This is a genomic window from Steroidobacter gossypii, assembly GCF_016801985.1.
Taxonomy (GTDB): Bacteria; Pseudomonadota; Gammaproteobacteria; order Steroidobacterales; family Steroidobacteraceae; genus Steroidobacter; species Steroidobacter gossypii.
On the sequence record NZ_JAEVLS010000011.1, the window covers coordinates 24,824 to 47,305 of the forward strand.

General features: G+C 57.7%; 13 protein-coding genes and 2 pseudogenes. 14 read left to right on the plus strand and 1 reads right to left on the minus strand.

Annotated elements, in window-relative coordinates; all coding sequences use genetic code 11:
- Positions 1-56 precede the first annotated feature (56 nt).
- The 3 genes from JM946_RS29460 to JM946_RS29470 are packed head-to-tail and all read left to right on the plus strand — an operon-like array spanning position 57 to position 3,953.
- A complete protein-coding gene (locus tag JM946_RS29460; RefSeq protein ID WP_203171047.1) occupies positions 57-1,967 on the plus strand; it encodes a type IV secretory system conjugative DNA transfer family protein in 1,911 nt (636 codons plus the stop codon).
- Complete coding sequence (locus JM946_RS31125) at positions 1,964-3,244, plus strand: LPD7 domain-containing protein (protein WP_218043195.1); 1,281 nt, start codon at positions 1,964-1,966, stop codon at positions 3,242-3,244. The genes JM946_RS29460 and JM946_RS31125 overlap by 4 nt, the downstream gene beginning before the upstream one ends.
- 13 nt (positions 3,245-3,257) lie before the next feature.
- Positions 3,258-3,953, plus strand: a complete 696-nt coding sequence (locus JM946_RS29470; RefSeq protein WP_203171049.1) for a hypothetical protein — start codon at positions 3,258-3,260, stop codon at positions 3,951-3,953.
- A gap of 314 nt (positions 3,954-4,267) precedes the next feature.
- On the opposite strand, the gene JM946_RS29475 is transcribed toward JM946_RS29470, so the two are convergent.
- Complete coding sequence (locus tag JM946_RS29475; protein ID WP_203171050.1) at positions 4,268-5,428, minus strand: hypothetical protein; 1,161 nt, start codon at positions 5,426-5,428, stop codon at positions 4,268-4,270.
- Between the two features lie 1,396 nt (positions 5,429-6,824).
- On the opposite strand from JM946_RS29475, the gene JM946_RS29480 reads away from it, so the two are divergent.
- From JM946_RS29480 to JM946_RS29520, 11 genes and pseudogenes are all read left to right on the plus strand, one after another.
- Positions 6,825-8,159, plus strand: a complete 1,335-nt coding sequence (locus JM946_RS29480; protein ID WP_203171051.1) for a hypothetical protein — start codon at positions 6,825-6,827, stop codon at positions 8,157-8,159.
- An 890-nt stretch (positions 8,160-9,049) separates the two neighbouring features.
- Entirely contained in the window at positions 9,050-9,427 is a 378-nt protein-coding gene (locus JM946_RS29485) for a GtrA family protein (RefSeq protein WP_218043197.1), read from the plus strand.
- Positions 9,424-10,137 (plus strand): glycosyltransferase family 2 protein, encoded by a 714-nt coding sequence (locus JM946_RS29490; protein ID WP_203171053.1) that lies wholly within the window; start codon positions 9,424-9,426, stop codon positions 10,135-10,137. Before JM946_RS29485 ends, JM946_RS29490 begins: the two co-directional genes overlap by 4 nt.
- A 605-nt stretch (positions 10,138-10,742) precedes the next feature.
- Entirely contained in the window at positions 10,743-10,946 is a 204-nt protein-coding gene (locus tag JM946_RS30075) for a hypothetical protein (RefSeq protein WP_218043199.1), read from the plus strand.
- A 722-nt stretch (positions 10,947-11,668) separates the two neighbouring features.
- Positions 11,669-13,861: a glycoside hydrolase family 172 protein gene (locus JM946_RS29495; RefSeq protein ID WP_203171054.1), complete on the plus strand. Its 2,193-nt coding sequence runs from the start codon at positions 11,669-11,671 to the stop codon at positions 13,859-13,861.
- A gap of 322 nt (positions 13,862-14,183) precedes the next feature.
- Complete coding sequence (locus tag JM946_RS29500; RefSeq protein ID WP_203171055.1) at positions 14,184-15,506, plus strand: sugar porter family MFS transporter; 1,323 nt, start codon at positions 14,184-14,186, stop codon at positions 15,504-15,506.
- A gap of 1 nt (position 15,507) precedes the next feature.
- Positions 15,508-16,416: a carbohydrate kinase family protein gene (locus JM946_RS29505; protein ID WP_203171056.1), complete on the plus strand. Its 909-nt coding sequence runs from the start codon at positions 15,508-15,510 to the stop codon at positions 16,414-16,416.
- 93 nt (positions 16,417-16,509) lie between these two features.
- Positions 16,510-17,382, plus strand: a pseudogene (locus tag JM946_RS30825) (IS110 family transposase); the annotation flags it as partial.
- Positions 17,383-18,164: 782 nt separating this feature from the next.
- Positions 18,165-19,805, plus strand: a complete 1,641-nt coding sequence (locus JM946_RS29510; protein WP_203171057.1) for an aminoglycoside phosphotransferase family protein — start codon at positions 18,165-18,167, stop codon at positions 19,803-19,805.
- Complete coding sequence (locus tag JM946_RS29515; protein WP_203171058.1) at positions 19,802-20,551, plus strand: glycosyltransferase family protein; 750 nt, start codon at positions 19,802-19,804, stop codon at positions 20,549-20,551. The genes JM946_RS29510 and JM946_RS29515 overlap by 4 nt, the downstream gene beginning before the upstream one ends.
- 794 nt (positions 20,552-21,345) lie before the next feature.
- Positions 21,346-22,453, plus strand: a pseudogene (locus tag JM946_RS29520) (IS3 family transposase).
- Positions 22,454-22,482 lie beyond the last annotated feature (29 nt).

Here is a 22,482-nt window from a genome sequence, read left to right on the forward strand (position 1 = left end):
GGACGCTGCGCCTCTCACGCGGGCGCGTGCCTTGGCTTTCGCTCACTGCAGTGGTCGTGGCTGCGCTCATCGCGGCCCAGTATGTGGCGGGGTGTTTGCTGTTACTTTCGCTCGGCATTCCGGTGAGCGAGGCCTCACCGCTCACCATCGCCCGCTATGGCTATTACTACGGCGATTGGCCTGCGATCGTGCGCAACCTTTGGTGGTGCTCAGGTGTCGGTGCCGCGCTCGTCGCGGGTATCGCCGCGGTTGCGCTCGTGCCGCGGCGGGCGGCGTTGCATGGAGAGGCGCGCTTTGCGCGGAGTAGCGAGATCCGACAGGCGGGTCTGCTCACCGGGCAGGGCTTGATCCTGGGCGAGCTGGGGGGATGGTGGCCGTGGGGCCGACGGTTTATCACGCTGCCCGGACAACAAGGCGTCGCGCTCTCGGCCCAGCCGCGCTCGGGCAAGGGTGTTGGCGTCGTGATCCCGAATCTTCTCACCTGGGAGGATTCGGTGGTGTGCGTCGATATTAAGAAGGAGAACTGGACGCTCACGGCCGGCTGGCGGGCGGCGTCCGGAAGTGAGGTGTTTCTATTTGATCCGCTCGATGCCGATGGCCGCACGCATCGATGGAACATGCTCGACTATGTGGGGGAGTCCTTAAGCCAGCAGATCGATGATCTGCAGCTGATTGCCAACATGCTCTTTCCCGATCCGCCGGGGGCGGATCCGTTCTGGATGGCCTCGGGGAGGTCCCTGTTTTTAGGCATTGGCCTCTACGTGTTCGCAACGCCCTCACTCCCACGCACGATCGGTGAGATCCTGCGGCAGGGCATGGCCGATGATGAAGAGGGGTTCTCGGCGCACTGGCGGCGGGTGATCCAGGGGCGGATGAAATGCGCGCATCCTTTACCTGAGCAGTGCGTGCGGGCGCTGTCGGATGTGATCGATCTTGCGCCGCAGACGGCCTCGAGCATCCGCAAGACCTTCACCTCACGCCTTGAGCTTTGGGCGAACCCGCGGCTCGATGCCGCGACCTCTGCAAGCGACTTTGACTTACGGCAGTTCCGGCGAAAGCGCATGTCGCTCTATATCGCGGTACGTCCCAAAGATCTGCACCGGCTACAACCCATCCTGGCACTGCTGTTTCAGCAGACCATCGCGCTTCAGACCGACGAGCTGCCCGAGCACAACCCGGAACTTCGATATCAGCTGGCGCTGATCATGGATGAGGGCCCTGCGCTTGGGCGCATCCCGATCATTGCGGAGGCGAGCGCTTTTACGCCGGGATTCAACATTCGCACGTTGTTCGTGATGCAGACGCCCTCGCAGTTGCGCGAGGTTTATGGCGAGCACGGCAGTCGTACGCTGCTGAAAACCCTCGCAGGGCGCATCTATTTTGCACCGAAGGACATGGAGGAGGCCGAGGAGCTCTCGCGCGAGCTTGGGACCACTACCGTGAAAGTGAAGTCGCACTCGAGGCCTGCGTTCTTCTCAGGCGGGATGCGTGGGCATCACAACGTGAGCATCAGTGAGCAGCGCCGGGCGCTCATGCTGCCGCAGGAGGTGTGCGAGATGGGGCCAGAGAAGGCGCTCATCTTCATGGAGGGTATCCGTCCGATCCTCGCTCGAAAGATCCGCTACTACGAGGTTCCGTGGCTCGCACAACGAGTCATGCCGCCGCCCGAGGTGCCTGCGATCGAGCCGATCCTTCCGGCAGCGGTGCCTGCGGGCAAACCTAACGCAGACACCGCCGCATCCGCCGCGGCTGCAGGTGAGCTCCGTGCGCGCCGGGCGAACCTTGAGGACATCGAGCGCATCGATGAACTGACGCTCGAGGATTTCGATGTCGATCTGTCGTCGGTGGTGTTTCCGGAAACGGAGCCGGGGGAGCGTGTGAGCGATCAGGATCTTGAGCTTGCGGCCGAGAGCTTTCTGGCGGCCCTAAAAGGGGACACTGCCGGGCGGCAGGCAGGTCGGTCATGACGAGCCAGGATCCGTTGGAGGAGGAGGATGGGGCAACTGCTTCTGCGCGCAGGCGCACCGACCCTGTGAGGAGCGCGCGGCTCAATGCGATCGCACCGGGCTCTTTGTCTTCTCGCCCATGGAACAGCGAGCGTCATGACGAGCGCGCGAACGGGCGCGCTCACGCGGGCGTCGGGCAGCCGCGAGCGCAGGGCGCACGTCAGAATGCTCGGAAGAGGTGGGAGGTCCCTGAGGAAATTCGAAAACGCTTCCTCGTCACCGGCAATAGCTACTACTTCCACGGTGGACAGCCGGCCTTCGTCGATCGCGGCGATCGGTTGACGACCCGCAGCGAGAACATCGAGGTGGCCACGAGCCTCGCCGCCATCGCGCAGGCGCGTGGCTGGCGCGAGATCACGGTCACCGGCACGGAGACGTTCAAGCAGCTGATGTGGCGCGCGGCCGAGCGCACAGGGGTCATCGTGCGCGACGACGAGGCCACTCTACGGATGCAGGCGGAAGCAAACCGCCAGGTGTCTCCTGGTGCGTCGGCCGCAGCGGAGCCTGCTGAACACGCGGAGCTCACCCTGAGCCAGGCGAGAACATATGAGCCACGCGCGCCAGTGACGGTGTCCCGACCCATGTCCACCGCCATGTTTGATGACGAGGCGTCCTCAGACCAGGCGCTACGAGAATGGCGAGGCCGGCTCATCGAACATGGGGCGGCGCCCTATCGGAACAAGACCGGGAACAACCCCTCCTATTTCATCAAGCTGCAGACCCGTGGAGGAAAGAAAACCTTTTGGGATGCAGATCTGAACCGCGCCCTGCTGACCTCGTTCTCTCGCCCGAAGATCGGTGATGAGGTGGTACTTCGTCGCTGGGAGCACGAGAGCGATACGATCAGGCGGATCGCGAGGGATGAAGATGCGAAGAGGAGGCCTGCGGCGTCTCAAATCCAACACGATCGCTATGTCATCGAGACGCACGATTTCTTGGAAGAGCGGGCGAGATTCTCACGCATGGTGCGCGATGCGTCGGTCTCCTCGCAGATCGCCACACAGCGGCATCCTCAGCTTGCGGGGTCGTACCTGCAGCTGCGCTTGGCGCAGGTCGTTTCCCAGCGCTTGGGCCATTCCGAGGATCAGCGCAGGTTCATGCACATCGTAAGGAACGCCGTGGCGGATGACATCGCGCGAGGAGAGCCGATGAGGATTGTTACACTTCGATCTCGCGCCGTTGCACGCGGCATCTCCCGCGAGCAGCCGGCCCGGGCTGCCGGGCTGCTGCGTGAATGAGGGGGAGGAGGCTGTGGATCGGGATCGCCGCAAACAAGGTTCGTCACAGCACGAGCGTGCGCTGCCATCTCGCGAAGCGCGCAGGCTTGCCGGCGCAGGCTCACTCATCGTCGGTCGCTTGCAGAGCCATGGGACAGCGCCGTATCAGTTTCGTCGGGGCGAGGAGATGTCCTATTACGTCGATCTCACCGTCCTGGGCAATCAGAAGCGCCTCTGGGGGAAGGATCTGAAGCGGGCGCTCGAGCAGGCCGAGACCAAGCCACAGCCAGGCGATGTCGTAGGGGTCCAGCTCGTCTCAAGACGCGCGTTCACGGTCACTCATCGCGAGCGTGATAAGACGGGCCGGGTGATCTCTCAAACAGACCGCGAGGCGCACCGGAACGAATGGAAGATCGAGAAGGTTCAGTACTTCTCAGAGCGTGCGCGCGCGGCCCGGCTCGCTCGCGATGATCAGCGAGATCGCGCTCGTGCTCTTGCGCAACGCCCGGAGCTCAAGTCGACATTCCTGACGCTGCGTGCTGCGCAGGCGCTGGCGGAGCAGCGCCTGCCGAACGCGGCCGATCGTGAGCAGTTCTTGAAGCTCGTCAAGGAGGCCATCCACCAATCGACACTTACGAGGGAGTCCCTGCGAGAGTCGGGTCCGCGTGAACGTTCAATCAAGACGCCAGCGCCAGTACATCCGCGAAAGCGAGAGGATCCGGTGCGGTAAGGGCAGACGGCGTTCCATGGGAACCGCACGGGGAGCGTGGACTTGCCAGAAATGTGAGCGGCTCGCGGGTGATCCGTGATGAACCTTTGATCGATCAAGGCCGCTTTGCTGTTACCCCCACCGTCTGAACCACTCGAGGCCGCCCTCCGCGGCGAGGGCAATTGCAACCTGTTGGATGCCATTCAGTGATGGACTTGGAGCTACCAAACGTGGCATTCCTTGCGGCGTGCGGCAGCCGAGTAAGCACCTGCAACGAACGGCTGCGAGTTGCAGGTTGGTGACATGGCGGACGCTGCTTTACAGAACTTACGGCTTCAGGGTACCTTCCTGCCGACCGTCCCCACAATCGGGCGAATTGTTATTGGAGCATCCAGCGCCGCGGATACAGTGATCTCCTCATGCGGCACTACTACCGAAAGGCGCTCGACCATTGGCGCGCTGTTCTCGTCTCTCAGTGGCGCGCCCACACTGTGCTTGGCGACACGGACGGTGAAAGAATCCCCGTCGAATGAACCACGAAATCGCAGATGAAAATGCCTGGCCACGCCACACAGCCGGATTGACGTGCTGAGATACATTGGAGTTAGTAAAAACGTACTGCCTCTGATCAGGCCTTCAGGAAACAGTCGGAGGATGAATGTACCCGCATCGATCTCGGCCTCTTCCTCCAGGTGCAAAGAAGGCGAAGCGTTGCATCCGGTAAGCATCACTGTTCCAACGGAAACCCCATTGGGTGCACGCAGCACGGCTTCAGCGGGCTTCAGAGCCACCGTGACGGACCGCGCGGGAGCAGCGTTGACAGGCTGTGGATCGTTCCATCGGTAGGTCTGCGGAGCCGCGTTTGTGATGCGAACGTCATTAGCTCCACTGCCATCGGGGATCTGCATGATTTCCGCAGAATGATTCTTGGGTGGCTTGTTGACCGTGATCCGAAGTTCATCTCGTACGTAGGCTTCGAACTTGGCATCGGCATCGTCGAGCGGGCTGAGCGCTATCAGTATCAGGATTCGTCCTCCTGAGCGCAGCGGGCGCTCCCAAACCGGCCGGAAATGTTGACTATAAAGGGGAAGCGGCTTGTCGTCGTGGGGCTTCTGTAGAAGCACGTCCACTTGGAGTACCCGGCCCAGCGGAACGTCAACTTTGAATACATCCCGTGTTGTTGTCACGGGCTTCGCTTTGAGGATGTCGCTAGATCCCGGATTGAAGCGGAAGGTGATTGCGTGCATCCAACCCCTAGCGCCAGCAATGGCGGTCGCGTTGCGCATCAGATGCACCGCTTTTCTTTCCATTCGGTAGTGGATTCTTCCGGTCGCGTGCAGGCTGAAATGGTGGAAGTCACCATCCGAACCTCGGCTCGTTACATACAGATCGTCACCAGCAACATTGAACTTCCAGGGGTTGAAGACTTGCACGTCGTCGCGAAAGATGACGAGCCTCAGAACCTTCCCAATATGCGGCTGCGAAAGGGGGATCATGGGTGGACAGCCTAAACGCCTGGTGGTGACGAGGATATACCGTGTATTCCAAGACTCGCGCGATTTTTTCCAAAGCAGGGTAGCTGGAATATTCTGGCGCTATGATTTGCGCGCCCGAGCAAGCGGCTATGCGCAGGGAACATTTCTGGAATCAAGGGGTCGTTCTGCGCGGACGAACAATCCAGATCCGCCATCGAGGAGCGGCCGAAGGACCTGCGAAGCTCGCGGCCGAACCGTGATCATCCACGCCATTCCGGAGTCTAGGTGGCGGAGTTTGCTCGGCCATGAAACGAGGAAGCCGAAGTGGCCGCCCGGAATCAGCCACAGCGCGTTGCTAGGGATTTCAGTGCGGCGTTCGATGAGATGTCGCATCGAACGGTGTGCGATTGCAGACTGCTGGCGGCGAGCTACCCCGTCTCCGACAGTTTTACTATCCGGCGTGACGTGTGCGCCTACGGGTCACGTCGCCTAGAATTCATGGGACACGCTGATCGAATCCGTCGAGATCCACGCGTCTCGTACAACCGCGTGGTCCCTAAGAAGGTGAGGCATGTAAGACAATACGGTGGGCCCAGAAGAATGGTATGAACCCGGGAACTGCCCGTCGGGCAGCAGAATGGACGTAATGCAATCCTCGCCGATCAGCGGTGTGAGACATGCATCGACTCGCGTCGCGTCGGGCGGAATTTCTTTCGCGTAACAGATGGGGCATACCCCAACGACGTTGTTGCAACCGTCGAACGTTGATATCCCGCGGCGCACGCAAGAATGTCTGGACGGGTATTTCGGACGGGCGATCGAGGATGGAACGAAATCGACCCTGCCAATCATGAGGATATAGTCGACCCTTGGCGGCGCGCGGCATGTAAGCGACGATCGGAGCAGTTCGGGACGATGAAATTCGCACATCGTTGGCGCAGCATCGGCGTAGCCCGAATCGTCCTGCTCGTTAGGGTGCGCGGGCACGTGCCCGTATCTGTTCAGGCGCGATGAACGTTGGCGTCTTGAGATTATCACCGATTGAACCCTCCAGGTGCATGCACAGTTGGCTACGAAGTCGCCGATGTGAAGCGTGAAGTAAAGTGTCCACCAGCGCTATGTCTGTCGTGGCCCTCGCGCTCGCATGGCGCATCGCTTTCGCGGTGGATGGCGATCGTCAGAGACCCGTATCACTGGCGAAAGCGGGCGGGATTCGACAGACATGAAGCATGCGAGCAGTGAGTGTTATGGAAGCGGAGTTACGTAACCTTCTTCCGCGGCTGCATGCCCTCGTTGGTTAACATCATTTGTTGCAGAAACAGTGCTCATGGAGTCCGCGTTGCGGGACTGAACATTACTAGCCAATTCTCGCATGCGACGGTCGATTGTATAGAGACACTATCAAGGATATCTCCTGATGAATGGAAGCTCTGTAACCGCAAATCCACGTTCGACGTATCAAGCTATCCCGCAATGGAGCGAGCGTGTCTGGGTAATGCTCGTCGGGATACTGCTGTTGAATTCGGTACTGCGTGGAATCAGGCCGCCGAATCGCTGGGCGTTAACCCACTTTCTCTCGAACTACGATTTTGGTTTCGCCAAGCGCTCTTTGCAGGGGGCTGTCTTCGCCGCGCTCGATATTCCTGCTATGTACACCTACAGTTTTGCCTTCTGGTACATGATGAGCGTTCTCGCGGCGAACGTGTTGATTTTGCTATGGCTCATGCGACGTCTGTGTGCGGTGGGGGATCTCACTTCACGATTGATTGCGTTGGTGTTCGCATCGAGTCTCGCCGTTGTCGTGTTGGCGCACATAGTAGGATATGGAGACCAAGTAGGGCTGCTGGTCACGCTATTGGCGGTTTTGCTTCGGGACTTCTACAAGCGCTGCATCTTCGTCGCCGTTGTTTTTCCCATTTGCGTGTTGATCCAAGAAACTCAGTTTGTGATGTTCTTTCCATTGCTCGTGTTTCGCTTCCTAATAGATCTTGGTGATAAAGCCACCGAGCAGCGCCGAAAATTACTGTCGCTGTGCCTGGTTTGCGCGTGCGTCTTTGCCACACTGCTCATCGTATTGAGCACGCGCTTGAGCGAAGCGTCGGCAACCGAGATGTATCAATCAATCCAGCCGAGCGTGGAGTTCCCATTGACGGAGTATGGAATCACGTTGACCACAACTTTGACAGACAACTTCCGCATGACGATGGATTTCTATAAAAAACCGTCGGGATATAGCTTCATTCTGTTCAGTTGGGTGGTGACCCTGCCGATTACAGCTTATTTGATGCGCACCTCGTGGTCGCAGATGATTCGAGATCGGCAGTCCATGTTCCTGCGGCTGGTGGCGATGGGCGCGAGCGCAGCTCCGCTGGCCATGCACGTGATAGCTGTTGATGCGAATCGGTTTGCATCGTTCGCATTGATAACGAGCTTCCTGGTATACGCTACTGTGAGGCTGCGGGGAGGTGTTGATGAACAGCTGCCGTCCGTGCCGAAAGCCAACGTCCTCCTGCCCGCAGCGCTGATCGCCATGAGCCTGAGCTCGTCGATCCCATTGTTCGAGGGCTATGTGGTGCGTAGTTTTCCCTATGAAGAACTGCTATTTGATCTGAGTAAGGTGGCTGCTCTAAGAGAGCCATTTCCCCCGCATCCGGAACTATGCTTTGGCACAGGCGACGTCTGTTTGTTCGTCCATGACGGCATGCCGCACTCGGGCATTTCAAAGGCCGATTTCTGCGCGAACGAGCAGTAATCACATGTAAACGACACGGCGATAGCGTGCGACGGAGTGATGCTGTTGGCCACTTGCAGTCTGCTAGAGGTGAACACTTGGCGTTTCAGCACACAGACGAAGGCCAGTACGTCTGAAGTCAGCGCCCACTGACATCTGCGAAGACCGTCTTCGGAGGAAAGGATGTGGCGAGGCTGCGCCTTTGAAGCAGCCAGGTTTCGCCTTGTTTGCAACCGTTCGCCATATTTCTTCGATCGGGGTCGCAACGTGCGTACGTGCCGGCTCCCGTCTCTGCACACACGTCGCAGAAAAGCAAATAGTCGGCGAACCGACGATGAGAGCCACGAGCTGAGCGGTGCATCGACTTTGTCGTTTGTGTGACACTCGATCTGGTCTCGAGCACCGGCCGGATTTAGCGCGGGCATGCACTGGTTTCGCATCGATCTTTCTACCGGAGCAAACTGACGTCATTCCTCGGTGAAAGTACGTGCCCAGGAAAAAGAGGTTCGGTGGGGGGTCGTTACTTCCAAGAAGAGACTGCAACGTCATCGAGGGCTCGATCACACGGCTAAGAAACACTGGGGTGGCGGCTAACGAAAGGGGCATCAATGCAGGCCGGGCACATATTCATACGTAGGGCGAACGCGGTTCTGAGCCGCTATCCAATGTCGGCTTGGATGGATACGCCGACTTCATGGAGAGAGCCCTTGGCGCCTCACCCGCTGACAGAATCGCCGAGATTCTGTGATATTGATCTAACCTTCATGCACCGAGTCCGAATAGCTCGCCCTGCACAGTTCCTTCCGACGGTAAGCTGAGTCTCTGTGACCTCATCTTCTAGGGAAGTTGGAGTTGCTCAGGACGAAATATGTGGTGGAGCGCTCATGATAAGGCGCGAGTTAACTCTCTTCTTGATCGTCGGAGCTTCGAGCGTTCTGCTCGACTTCCTGATCTATAGCAGCATCGTTCGAAGCGCGACTGTTAGCGTTGATGTCGCGAAGGCGAGCAGCTTTTTGATGGGTACTGTATTTACCTATTTCGCGAACCGCATTTTGACATTCGGTCACATTGATTGCCAGCAAGGAAGTTCATGGCGGTACGGAATGCTGTATCTGCTTACGCTATGCACGAACGTGATTGTTAATGCGGCCGCACTGTTTCTGTTGCGTGATGTACGACCAGCAGTGCCATTGGCATTTCTCACGGCGACCGCGATCTCAGCGTCATTGAACTTCATCGGAATGAAGTGGTTCGTGTTCAAAGCAAGCACCTCCTCGGAGACTCAATGAAATTCTCGCTGGTGATACCTTGCTACAACGAAGCTGCAAACCTGCCACTGTTGCTTGCGAGGTGCAGGGATCTAGTAAGCAGGCCTGGCATCGAGGTCATATTGGTGGACAACGGCTCCACCGATTGCACCTCAGCCGTCCTCCAGAGCCTTTTGCCTACTTGCTTGGGATGCCGGAGTGTCCGAGTTGATAGGAATCAAGGATACGGCTTTGGAATTCTCTCAGGGTTGGCCGCTGCGAGAGGGGATGTCGTCGGATGGACCCACGCCGATATGCAAACCGATCCCCTCGACGTGCTGCATGGCCTCGAACTGTTCGAAACGCATGGTGACAGAATTTTCGTGAAGGGGCGTCGCTGTGGCAGACCATTGACGGATGCTGCATTCACGGTGGGGATGAGCGTATTCGAAACCTTACTCCTCGCGAGGCCGCTATGGGATATTAATGCTCAACCAACGATGTTTTCGAGGGCCTTCTACAACTCGTGGCAGGTCGCGCCGAAGGACTATTCTCTGGACTTGTATGCCTACTATCACGCGTTGCGCCAGGGGCTCTCTATACATCGTTTCCCCGTTCGCGTCCGAGAGCGGGTTCATGGCTCATCGCACTGGAACGTGAGCTGGGCCGCGAAGAGGAAACTCATCCGCAGAACAGTCGATTTCAGTCTTGGGCTGCGAAATGAATTTGATCATGACCAAAAACGACGCTAGGCGATGATGGCCGGATACCCCCGTCGCGGAAGTGCACACCATACGCTGATGTGGTGGCGCAGCGGAGCATCAGGGCGATGCTGCCTCAGATAGGACCGGCTTGTCTCCGAAATGGCCCGGTGTGAAGGCTTGTCACTGGGGAGTGGAAAGGTGGCGATGGGCCCGCTCACGGGTCTCTAAGGGCGCATTTTGGCACTCCTGTTTCGGTCAACCTGTACCGTGTACAGACGCCGGACCGTCCGCTGCATTGAGTTCGCCGCTAGAGATGGCCGGTCGGTTGCTCCCATCTGCATGCGTGTACGGTCGCTGAGGGCTGACCTGCGTCGGTAGCAATGTCGCAGGTCACGCAAGCCCGATTGACCACGATTCGAGGAGCCGACGGTGAAATTCCAGAGTGCTGGGGATGTGCATCCAAACTATCATCGTCTTGCCATCATTTGATGAGCGGACCGGCGCATGTTCGAGATCCGTCTGCCGACTGATCTGGTAATCACACTGGAAACCCTGGAGCCCTATCGCACTGAGTTTACCGCCATCGCAGTGGAAGGCGCTTTCAACTGCTACTGGCCCGTTGATGGTCGGCCGAGGCCGGCAATGCCAAGCTGGTGAACACCTCGAAGGCAAGTCAGTACGAGCGAATCAAGGACACCGGCGATCGCTACGATGCTGTCTGGTTGGCGCAGCAGATGGGGCTCGGCATCTCGCCCACGGAGCACATTTACCCGACGGAACGGCGTGTCGTGCACGATTTCCTGCGTATCGCTCCAGCCTTTTCTCGTGAGTGTTCCCCAGCTGTCCACGCCGCGTGAGCAAGTCCCGCACGCTGGCGGACACCTGAGCAGAACGCACGAATAGATCGCTAACTGCCTAACGTACAAGGCAACCCTCCAGTCACTGGCGCCACGCTGTTCACTATCGCGTGGAATCACCGTTCACCATCGCGGTTCGCAGCTGTATCCGCGGGCACGATGAGCGCAAAGCAAGCTTTGCGCGTGAGCTCAATGAGCAGGGACCACATGCAAGAGACGCCCGGTCTCAGATAACGAGACTCGAAGAGTGTGGGCGGCTAGGGGCTTGATCGTGTCAAGACACAACAGCGTTGGGACCTCTGAATGTCTATGGTCTCCGGGTTTCGACATCGCGCTGAGCCTGGTTGCTGCCGAGGGCGCGAAGACGTAAGGAAAACAACACTCAATCCCCTTCTGACGACGCCGTGCGGCCGCGCCGGAGTCCTCGCGAGTGGTCTCGCGCTGGCGCGAAGCGCGGGCCATCGAAGCCGTGCCTCGCGAAGCAACTGAACTGCCGATCAGCTTTATGCCGCTCGATGGAGGAGTGTCGCGAGAATATTAAGCGGTGGCACTGCTTGGTACTGCCCATGATCGCAGCTGTAACTCGGCCGTTTTCGAATGCCGACTCGAGAAAGAGAAAGCCGTAGCAGATCAACCAGGTTCGTTGCCCCAATAGTGATCACGCGGCGATTTCGGAGGCTTCGGAGAAGCTGTGTTTAGAGAGGGACGGGTCCGTGAGTCGAATGATGATGTTTCTGTGCTCTGCTTGGATCCTAACTGCTAGCGGGGAGGTTAGGGCGTCACAGGGCGCAACGATCACCTATCCGGAGATCGTCAGCCGTATTTACAGCTTGGCGCATCTCGCGGAACCACCGGGGAAAGGTGAGAAAAGCGGCAATTGGACAAGTTACGCTCGAGCGGCGCAGTACGATCCAGCGAGTGGCGCTTACAAGGACTGGGGAGAGTTCGACGATAGCGCTGGAGTCCTTCGTAAAGAGGGAGACAGCGATGTTGTCGTAGAAGCGAAGGGGCCCGGCGTGATTTGGCGCGTATGGTCGGCCTATCCTCGCCAGGGTCATATCAAGTACTTTATCGACGGCGCCGAAACCCCTGTCTTGGACATGCCCTTTGAGGAATATTTCAATAACCTCAAGGAGCCGTTCAACTACCCGGAACTGACCCACGTAGTTTCTCGGGGATACAACAGCTACATTCCCATACCCTTTCGAAAGTCCATAAAGATCGTGCTGGCGAAGGGTTGGGGTCTGTTCTATCACTTCAACTACACCATTCTCCCGGATGGGACGTCCGTGCCCAGCTTCAAAGGATATTTCGACGGCGCTGAAAAGGCAGCTCTTGCACAAGCCAATGAGATTCTCGGTCGGCGAGGGAATCAAGGAACAGCGGCAGAAGCCGGTGAGCTGCTCACACGAGAGATCCGCATCCCTCCTGGAGGAACTGCGCGCCTGGCCAATCTTCGGGGCCCGAGAGCAATCACCTCGATTCGGGTGACTCCGATCGATTTGGGCGATGCTACAGGCCGTGGCGACAGTCACTCTGAAGACATTGAGATCCTGCGCCAATTGGTAATGCAAGTCGCGTGGGATAACGAGAGCTCTCCTTCGATCTGGTCGCCGTTGGGAGACTTCTTTGGGACCGCCCCAGGCATCAATCGTTATCGGTCACTGCCAATGGGGATGACTTCCGATGGCTTCTATTCGCACTGGTATATGCCTTTCTCCAAGAGGGCGATACTTGAGCTTAAGAACGATGGACGCACCATGCGTCGCCTGCGTATCTCCGTGACGCATCAGCCGGAGCCACGCGCGGATCGCTTGTTACGCTTTCACGCAAAGTGGCATCGGGACGACTTCGGAGCGCGGGACGCAATTCGCTATCTCGAAGGGGATCGGTGGCCCGATTGGCCAGTATTGATGGTGGAGGGTGGGCCGGGCCGGTTCTGCGGCTTCCACCTTCACGTCTGGAACCCGAACCCGGCCGGCAGCAAACGTAAGGCCATTCCAGGAGGCTGGGGAAATTTGAGCCTGGAAAAGAAAGCTCTGCTGGACTGGTTTGTCAAGCACCGAGTATGGTGGGGAGAAGGGGATGAGAAATTCTTTGTGGACGGAGAGAAGTTTCCCTCGACCTTCGGAACGGGCTCTGAGGATTACTTCGGGTATGCCTGGGCGGCTTTCCATCCAGAAGTATTCGACAGTGCCTTCCAAAGCCAGCCTCTGAATCGCAACAACTATGGCCACGTTTCCAACGTCCGATTCCAGGTGGCAGACAACGTGCCCTTTCACCGTTCCTTCGAGGCGGTCATCGAGAAATACCATCCGAACGCGTGGCCATTGCTATATGCCGCCACGGCTTACTGGTACCAGGCAGCGGGAAGCGCCGATGCCTACAGGCCGGTTCCGGTTCAGGAACGACTGAATTACTTCGTGGATGTCGAACGAGACACCGATATCATCGAGGCCGAGCAGCTAGAAATCGTCAAGAAAGACGATGGAGTCGTCGTGTTCGACGCATGGGCTTCGGTCTTCAGTTCGGATCATGCCATTGTGTGGAAAGACGTGACCAAAGCACACGCCCGCCTTGTTCTAAAATTTCCTGTAGAGGAAGACGGGAATTTCGACGTGCTAGTGCAGGTAGGTCGTAGTCCTGACGCTGGCGTTTATCAGATGAGTCTCGATGGGCAAGCAGTTGGAGAGGCTCTCGATTTGGGGGGCGGGATGGATGTAAAGCGAGCCGAATCACAGAACGATGTGCTGTTCTTTGCTCGCAGCCAATACGCAAGACAACTTCAAGAGGTCAGCTTAGGTCGCCACTACTTGAGAAAAGGGGATCATTACCTCGGCGTCGAATCCCTCAAGTACAAAGCGCCTTTGGGTCTCTCATTTCCTTTGGATTATGTTCGGCTGCGGAAAGAGTGACAGCCTATGAGCTTGGTGCAGCATCACCGTTCCAGGCACCACCGGCATCGGTGCAGCGATGGCGGCCACAGCAGTGTTCGCCAGCGATGCGCCGGCTGGCACGATTCTGCTTTGCAGTGGGTTTCTACTCAGCAAAGACTTGCTTTGCCCTCACGACGAGCATTGTCCATCGCTAGCCCGGGCGTCATGCAAGCCAAGCGCTGGGATTGAGTGACAACAGATCGATGCGCTCGCACATTATCTTGCTCTGCCGAGCTAGACGTTACATGCTGGACTTGAGGTCGAAAAACAAATCGTGAATGACGCTCAAAGAGACGGACACATGAGCCGCCAAATCTTCTTTTGGTCGGTGACATCTGCGCTCGCGGGATTTATCTTCGGGTTCGATACTGTCGTCATCTCCGGCGCGGAGCAGAAGATCCAGGCGCTATGGGGATTAAGCGCGGGCACACATGGTATTGCGACAGCTTCGGCGCTTTACGGAACGGTCGTGGGCGCGCTGCTGGGCGGATGGCCCACCGACCGCTTTGGGCGTCGGCGTACTTTGCTCGGCATTGGCATCCTCTACATCGTATCGGCAGTGTGGTCGGCTCTGGCCACCGACGTGTATTCGTTCATCATTGCCCGACTGATCGGTGGCTTGGGCATCGGAATCTCAACGGTTGCTGCGCCGCTCTATATATCGGAAATCGCACCTCCCCGGTATCGTGGACGCTTGGCGGGAATGTTCCAGTTCAACATTGTCTTCGGCATCGTCATCGCATATCTGTCGAACGCCTTGTTGGCGGGTGCTGGTCAGAGCGCCTGGCGCTGGATGCTCGGTGTCGCTGCGCTTCCGTCGATCCTGTATACGCTTTGTTGCTTGGTGATTCCGGAGAGTCCTCGTTGGCTCCTGGGAGTCGGGGACCACAAAGCCGGTGTCGCCGTGTTGAAGTTGATCGAGCCGAATGCGTCGGATGAGAAAATTGCGGCCCAAGCGGAGGCTATATTGGCCGGATCCGCGGAGAAGGCTTCAGCGGAAAGATTCTGGAGTTCATCGCTACGCGTACCCATCCTACTAGCTTTCTTCGTGGCATTTTTCAACCAGCTTTCCGGGATTAATGCGATCCTCTATTTTGCTCCGCGCATCTTCGAAATGACCGGATTGGGTACACAGGCGGCATTACTGCAGTCCGTCGGGATCGGTATCACTAATCTGATCTTTACACTCGTCGGATTGTGGCTCATCGATCGCCTGGGCCGGCGCACACTTCTATATCTTGGCTCGTATGGGTATATCATTTCTCTTGGGCTTGTGGCATGGGCGTTCTTCACGGCCATCTACAGTATCGTGCCCATCTGCATTTTCGCTTTCATCGCTGCGCACGCGATTGGACAGGGCACCGTGATCTGGGTTCTGATCTCGGAAATATTTCCGAACAAGCACCGCGCGGTGGGGCAGGCGCTTGGTAGCTTCACGCACTGGATTTTTGCGGCGTTGCTAACTTCGTTCTTCCCGAAAGTTGTCACTACCTTTGCTCCGGGCTACGTCTTCCTGTTTTTCTGCTTCATGATGGTCTTGCAACTGATCTGGGTTAGGGCCATGGTGATCGAAACAAAAGGTGTGCCGCTCGAACAGCTGCATGAGCGGCTCGGAGTGGCATAGGATGACCTTCACCGTGGTTGGCTTGGGGGAGGTTTTATGGGATCTCCTACCCACGGGGCCGCAGTTGGGCGGTGCCCCGACGAACTTCACCTATCAGGCCGCGGCGCTGGGGGCTCAAGCGATGATGGTGACTCGAGTCGGTGACGATGATCTTGGCAGGGAAGTAATGAGGCGCTTTCTGGAGAATAATCTCTCGGGCGACACGGTCCAGGTCGATCGCACTCGACCGACCGGCACGGTGGCTGTGACATTGGATGAGGAAGGTGTCCCGCATTACACATTCGCCGAGGATGCAGCTTGGGAAAGACTCGTGGCGACCGATGTTGCAATGCAGGCCGTCCGCGGGGCGCATGCTGTCTGCTTTGGGACGTTGGCGCAGCGAAGTGAGACCTCGCGCGGCGCCATTCAGCAGTTGGTCGCTGCGGCGCCGGCTCATGCACTCAAGATATTCGACGTCAATCTGCGTCTCCCATTCTATTCCCGCGAAGTGATCGACCAGTCGTTGCGCCTCTCGAACATTCTGAAGATGAACGACGAAGAGCTCGCGGTAATGACCTCGATGTATTCGCTTCACGGCGACGTCCGAGAGCGGATCGAACAGTTGGCGTGCGCCTTCGGCTTTAAGGTCGTTGTCGTGACCTGCGGCGCCTCGGGGAGTTTGATCCATCAAGAGGGAAGTTGGTCAGTGCTTCACTCGCAGGCGACACCGGTGGTCGATACAGTGGGAGCTGGGGATGCCTTTGCAGCCGCCCTGGCCATGGGACTCTTGGCTGGGATGAGCTTCCGCGAAGTTCACGTGGTTGCCGCCGAGCTCGCACGCTACGTCTGCTGTCAATATGGTGCGACGCCGTCACTGCCAAAGGGATTCCGAGATAGATTGGATAGGTCGAGTCCACACGGCATAGCCTGAACATCGCCCGAGAGTCGCTTGAAGTAATGGCATCGGGGCAGGCTCGATATGAATGGTCTTTCGTAGCGGATCTGCTCACATTGATCCGTGAGATCAGCCATCATCCCCGACGCGGATCGATGCATGCATCACACCCTCTACGCCCGCCCAAGCTCGCGCAGGAGGAAGTTGCCGAGCCCACGATGCTCTCTCCTGCTACGATGCCGATCTGGTCTCGCAGCTGACGCAGACAAGCAATCGTCTGCGCGGATGGCTCACGCAGACGCATCCCGCCTTGGAATGCGTCATCGGCGCGGTTAGATCATCCAGCAGTACTGGGCCTGCTCGAGCGTTACCCATGGTCGAGCGCTTGTCGGCAGTCAAGAGAAGGATCTCGTTCATCGTCTGCTTAAGCCGGCGCCACCGATGGGCAAGAGGTTGGCTGCGGAGATCGTCCGAGCACTTAGCGAATAAACGGCGGTTGTGCATAGAACCAAAGCCGCGGCGATGGTCGTTCCGTTCCTCGCAGGAACGCAAACGCGTTGGGCAACTTCTCAAAGCTCACCCTCTCTTCGCGGTCCAGACCGGCATGCCGGGAGTCGCGATCTGGACCGCGGATCGACTCCTCGCTGACGTGACTTGCCGACGTCACATCCACGGCACATCTGGCCGCTTACGCTGTCCTGGCGCCCGTGACCCGCCGCTCAGCTCCCTCATCGGAGGCCAGCATCCTTCCGGGGGGCAATAAAGTCCTCAAACGAAGCCCTCCTATCCGTCTTCGCCTCGATACGCGAGCCGATCTCGAGCGCATACTACGATCGCAGGAACTAACAGGAAACGCGACACTGTCGCTTATTGCCGTGGCACGGCGTCAATGCGACGTGCTGCTTCGCTATGCTCCGAGACAGCACCTTCTACTGCTTACCCGTAGCCACTACGGAGCTGACAACGACATGGAGGATGCCCCGACGCCACTCAGGCCGCTGAGTGGCGCGGGGGAGCAACCAACTCGTGTTATCACCTTAGGCGCTTCACGTGTGCCAGTGCTCGAGCACCGTTCACGTTGGCTGGCGCCAAGTGTGCAGTCGCTTCACAGGAAGTGCAAGTTGCTGCGCGAGGCTTCGGGCGATACGTCGCCCTATGTTCCTGAGGGTGGCTTCACACCGTGAGAAAATAAAATGTTGAGAGCCAGTTGACACGCGTCCGCTCCAGTATAGCTAAGCTGTGAGAGTGTCGCGCCCACTCAATGCTGGTTCGTGCCAAATCTCAGTGTCAGATCGAAAGGTCCGCACGACTAAGGATCTGAAAGCCCTCAAGAAGATTGTGATGGATAAATATCAACCACATCAGGACAGTGATGTGGTTCTATGAGCTTATGGTCACTCAGGAAAAGGTCATCGTGATCGATGTCGATGGAACGTTGGCCGGGCGACGTGGGCCGGGGCAATCTTACGCGGAGGTAAGCGCCGTCCCCAGCGTCGTGCAGAAGATTCGTGAGATGAAAGAGAAGGGCTATTGGATCATCTTGTATACAAGCAGGAATATGCGAACGTACGATGGAAACATCGGCAGGATAATGCGTCACACGGCGCCTGTTCTCGTTGAGTGGCTCGCTCGCCACGAGATTCCGTACGATGAGCTCCATTTTGGAAAGCCTTGGTGCGGTCACAACGGTTTCTACGTGGACGATCGAGCGGTACGGCCACGGGAATTTACGGTGTTGGATCTTGCTCAGATCGAGTCTTTGATTCGAAAGGATCGATTGTGCGATGGATAGCCTCGTCGTGCTCGTGCCGAATTGGGCTGGTCTCTCGCCAGACATGCAGGCCGAGACGGGAGCAAAGTATGCTTCGTTTATTCAGCTCGGCGGCGCGCCCCTGTACAAGCGCATCATCTCTCAGTACAGAAGCGACGATCACAGCGTTCGGATGGTTTTCTTGCTCTCTCCCGATGCTCCTGAGCTTGATATTGACCCGGCCGAGCGTTTGAGCATCGAGGCCGTTCGACTCAACGAGAGTGGAAGCATTGGGGAGACTGTCCTCGCGGGAATCACAAGGATTACACCGGGTGACGTGGTCGTCGTACACATGGCCGATACACTGCTCGACGTAGAAGAAATGCCTCTCGGCGATGCCGTGTATGTTCAATCCAGAAGCGACCTTTACCGTTGGACAAGTGTAACAGTCGACGCTGCGGGCACCGTGAAAATCACCAACGATCGCCAGGAGGTCGAACCCTGTGGCCCCAGGCTCGTCTGTGTCGGCCTCTTTTCGTTCAGAGATGGCAAGCGTTTGGCGACTGAATTGCTCAGAGCAGTGGAGCTGAGTAGCCCTAAGCGGGAGCCATTCTTCGTGGCGCTCGAGAGTTACTCAGCTATCCGTCCGATGGGCTTGCGCGCGGCGAAACGATGGTTGGATTGTGGTCACGTGGATGGCTATTACGAGTCACGGCTGAGCTATCAGAATGTACGACACTTCAACTCACTGAGCTATGACGCCCTCCGAGGACGCGTGACAAAGAAATCGCGGAACACAGATGATTTCCGCAAGCAGGTGCGCTGGTTTAAGCAAGTTCCTGATGAGGTTGCGCCTTTCCTTCCTCGGGTGTTTGATAGCAGCGACGGCGACGATCCGTTCATTACGATGGAGCTGTTGTCGATCCCGACATTGAGCGATCTGTTCGTCAATCAACGGCTGAATCTGGGGGCGTGGAATGATGTTGTTCGCTCAGTGTCCTGCATTCAGTCCTACTTTGCCGGAAAAGCAGTAAGAAGCTCGCTAGCACCACAGCTCGCACAGGCGGTCTATTTTGACAAGACGCAGTCACGTCTGGCGGAATTTACAGCGCAACTTCCAGCTACGAAGCACTACTTCGTATATCGCGGCGCTGAAAGGTGGTCGATCGATCGTGTCCAGCGAACTTTGGCTAGCTTCGTCGAGCGTTCAGGGCTGCTGAACATAAAGGAGCTCACACCGATCCACGGAGACTTCTGTTTCAGCAACTTGCTATATGACCCCAAAGTTAGGCTGATAAAGATGATTGACCCACGAGGAGAGTTTGGCGTGCCCGGTGTGTTCGGGGATCGCCGATACGATCTCGCGAAGTTGGCTCATTCTTATGCCGGCGGGTACGATTTCGTTGTCTCCGATGTGTTCTCGGTTGAGGTAAACTCTCAAGGCGCGTTGCATGTTGGACTGAGGTCGTGCGACTACCACACCAGAGTGCGCTCCATCTTTGATGCGGTTCTGCTTCCCGAAGCCGAGCTACGGGGCCAAGTATATGCGCTGCAGGCCTTGTTGTTTCTAAGCATGCTGCCCTTGCATGTAGATATGCCGAAACGACAGCTTGCGATACTCACCATTGGTCTGCAGCTATACGCTAAGAGTTGGGACGGGGGAACTGACGGATGACGGTTTTGATTACGATGGCCGGCGTGGGCTCTCGTTTCAAGCAGCGAGGATACCTCCCGCCGAAATTTCGCATCATGGCCCGGGGGCGCTCCCTGATGGATTGGTCACTATCGTCATTGGAAGCCTTCTTCAACGATCGATTTATCTTTGCATATCTAGATGAGGAGGATGAAGGTTGGATCCGCGCGACGGCGGAAGCCTTAGGCATTGCCGAAATCGTTGTGGCGAAGCGCTCTGGCGTGAGTCGCGGACAAGCTGAGACGGCGTTCGACGCTTTGGTGCATGCCGATCCGCAGGAGCCATTGTGGATCTACAACATTGATACTTGCGTAAGGCCAAACGCAATGCGTCCGAAAGATCTTGGAACGGCTTACGGCTGCCTCCCAGTGTTTCAATGCAGCGAGCCGAGCATGAGCTTCGTTCGCTATGGTGCCGGCTTGGATGTGATCGAGGTGGCGGAGAAGCAGCCGATATCAAGTTGGGCAACGGTCGGGCTGTATGGATTCATTTCCGCCGAAAGCTTCTCGCAGCACTACGAAGAAGCCTATGAACGGCGGCGCATACAACTCTCGCACGGTGAGCGCTACGTTGCTCCTCTATACGAGGTCATGCTCGTCCAGGGCAAGCGTGTCGTCGCCCCGCGCCTGGACATCAGTGATGTACATACCCTCGGTACGCCCGCTCAGGTTCTTGCTTTTGATCCAGAGGCGCAGCCGCCATTTGGTAGCCCTGCATCGTTGCGATGACCGCGTCGCGCTAACCCTCGTCCTTTGCAACTGAGCAAGCGCGGCCGAGGCGCTAGTCCTGTGCGCTATTCGCAGCTGGTGTTCGTCCGAGCGACGCGTGCTGCGCGCATGGGTCATGCGTGCTTTCGCTGGTGAGATTCGCGACGGCTAGCTTGTGATGTGCGTCTGGGTCCAAGGCTGCTAGCGGGGGGAAGTGGGGCCCATTTCATTGCAGGCATTGCCATTTTGGCCTGGCTTCATAAGCTGACAAAATGGAGCTTCTCGAACCTTACGTGTCGACCTCCATGACTTCTGGATCACTGGACGCCCCGGCCCTGTACCGCGCCAGTGAGGGCAAGCCGGTGCTGAAGCGTGCTGCCAGATGAGTTAAGGGGTTCGTCTCACGCGGCAAGGGGCCGGCACACGTCTTACTGACTGCTACAGCGGGGGGTGAGCGCCAACTGTCGCTACTTGCAGGATCGCTTTCGGTAAATCGGTCGGCTGATATGATCCGTCGCCGAAGTATTCCATTGCTCGAGCTGTCGAATCCTGCCGTGTTCTAGGCGAGATCCGCCGGGCTGATTCAAATCTCCAGCACCACAGCCCCCTATCACACCACCCCTCCTAAGAAATAACGTCTTCTCAGCGCTGCAGTTCGTCTTCGCGCATTCAGTCGATTCTTCATGTGACAATCCACTGTAGCGGCTCACTGAAAACCTCCTCGAGTGTCTCCCTGCGCAGAGTGATGACCTGCTGGCTGAACTTCGGACCAGCTGATGCTTTGTGGGATGATGGCTCCTCGGGATGGAGGAGCGATGAAGAAGAGCCGGTTCACCGAAGAGCAGATGGTCAAGATTTTGCGAGAGGCCGACCAGGCGCCGATCGCCGAGGTAGCCAAGAAGCACGGCGTCAGCGACGTAACGATCTACGCCTGGCGTAAACGCTTCGGCCAGTTGGAGTCCGTCGATGTGAAGCGATTGCGCCAGCTGGAGCAGGAGAACGCCAAGCTCAAGAAGCTGCTGGCCGAGCGCGACCTTGAGATCGACGTGATGAAGGAAGTCGCGGCAAAAAAATGGTGAGCGCGCACGTGCGTCGCCAACAGGTCGCGTTCGTGTGTGAACGTGGCGTGTCGCAGCGGCGAGCGTGCGCGCTGATGTCGGTGGCTAGATCAACGATTCGGTACGAGTCCCGTTTGCTGGCCAAGGATACGCCCGTGGTGGCAATCATGCGCGAGCTGTCGGCGCAGTACCCGCGGTACGGTTATCGTCGGATCCATGTGTTTCTCAACCGCCAAGGCCATGTGATGAGCCTAGACCGAGCGCATCGGATCTGGAGGCAGTATGGCTTGCAGGTGCCCAGAAAAAGCCTCGCAAGCGCGTGGCAGCGAGCCGGCCCCGGCCACTGGCAGCGTCGGATGCCAACCAGGTCTGGGCCTATGACTTTGTGTACGACGCCTGCGCCAACGGCCAGCAGCTGAAATGCCTAACCGTTATCGATGAGTACACGCGAGAGTGTCTGGCGATCGATGTCTCCGGAAGCATTCGATCGGCACGAGTCATCGAGTTACTCTCCCGGCTCGTCAGCACGCATGGCGCCCCACGGTATCTGAGGTCCGACAACGGGCCGGAGTTTGTCTCCACAGCCGTGCTACGCTGGCTGACGAAAGCAAGCATCGGCACCGCGCACATCGATCCGGGCAAGCCATGGCAGAATGGCTCGAACGAATCATTCAACGGCAAGTTTCGCGATGAGTGCCTGAGCATGCAGTGGTTCAAGAATCGAGTCGATGCGAAGATCCTGATCGAAAACTTCCGACGTGAGTACAACGAGATTCGGCCTCACTCGAACCTCGGACAGCTCACGCCTATACAGTTCAAACAAACCCTTTCAACAACGAGCCCGAAAGCCGCATCTCCGAAGTAATCACTGGTCCGAAGAAAGCCAGCAGGTCA

What these genes read in the sequence shown, in the direction of transcription:
- JM946_RS31125 (WP_218043195.1), top strand. Translation starts at nt 1,964, where the DNA reads ATGACGAGCCAGGATCCGTTGGAGGAGGAGGATGGGGCAACTGCTTCT.
- JM946_RS29475 (WP_203171050.1), bottom strand. Translation starts at nt 5,428, where the DNA reads ATGATCCCCCTTTCGCAGCCGCATATTGGGAAGGTTCTGAGGCTCGTC.
- JM946_RS29480 (WP_203171051.1), top strand. Translation starts at nt 6,825, where the DNA reads ATGAATGGAAGCTCTGTAACCGCAAATCCACGTTCGACGTATCAAGCT.
- JM946_RS29490 (WP_203171053.1), top strand. Translation starts at nt 9,424, where the DNA reads ATGAAATTCTCGCTGGTGATACCTTGCTACAACGAAGCTGCAAACCTG.
- JM946_RS29495 (WP_203171054.1), top strand. Translation starts at nt 11,669, where the DNA reads ATGATGATGTTTCTGTGCTCTGCTTGGATCCTAACTGCTAGCGGGGAG.
- JM946_RS29500 (WP_203171055.1), top strand. Translation starts at nt 14,184, where the DNA reads ATGAGCCGCCAAATCTTCTTTTGGTCGGTGACATCTGCGCTCGCGGGA.
- JM946_RS29505 (WP_203171056.1), top strand. Translation starts at nt 15,508, where the DNA reads ATGACCTTCACCGTGGTTGGCTTGGGGGAGGTTTTATGGGATCTCCTA.
- JM946_RS29510 (WP_203171057.1), top strand. Translation starts at nt 18,165, where the DNA reads ATGGATAGCCTCGTCGTGCTCGTGCCGAATTGGGCTGGTCTCTCGCCA.
- JM946_RS29515 (WP_203171058.1), top strand. Translation starts at nt 19,802, where the DNA reads ATGACGGTTTTGATTACGATGGCCGGCGTGGGCTCTCGTTTCAAGCAG.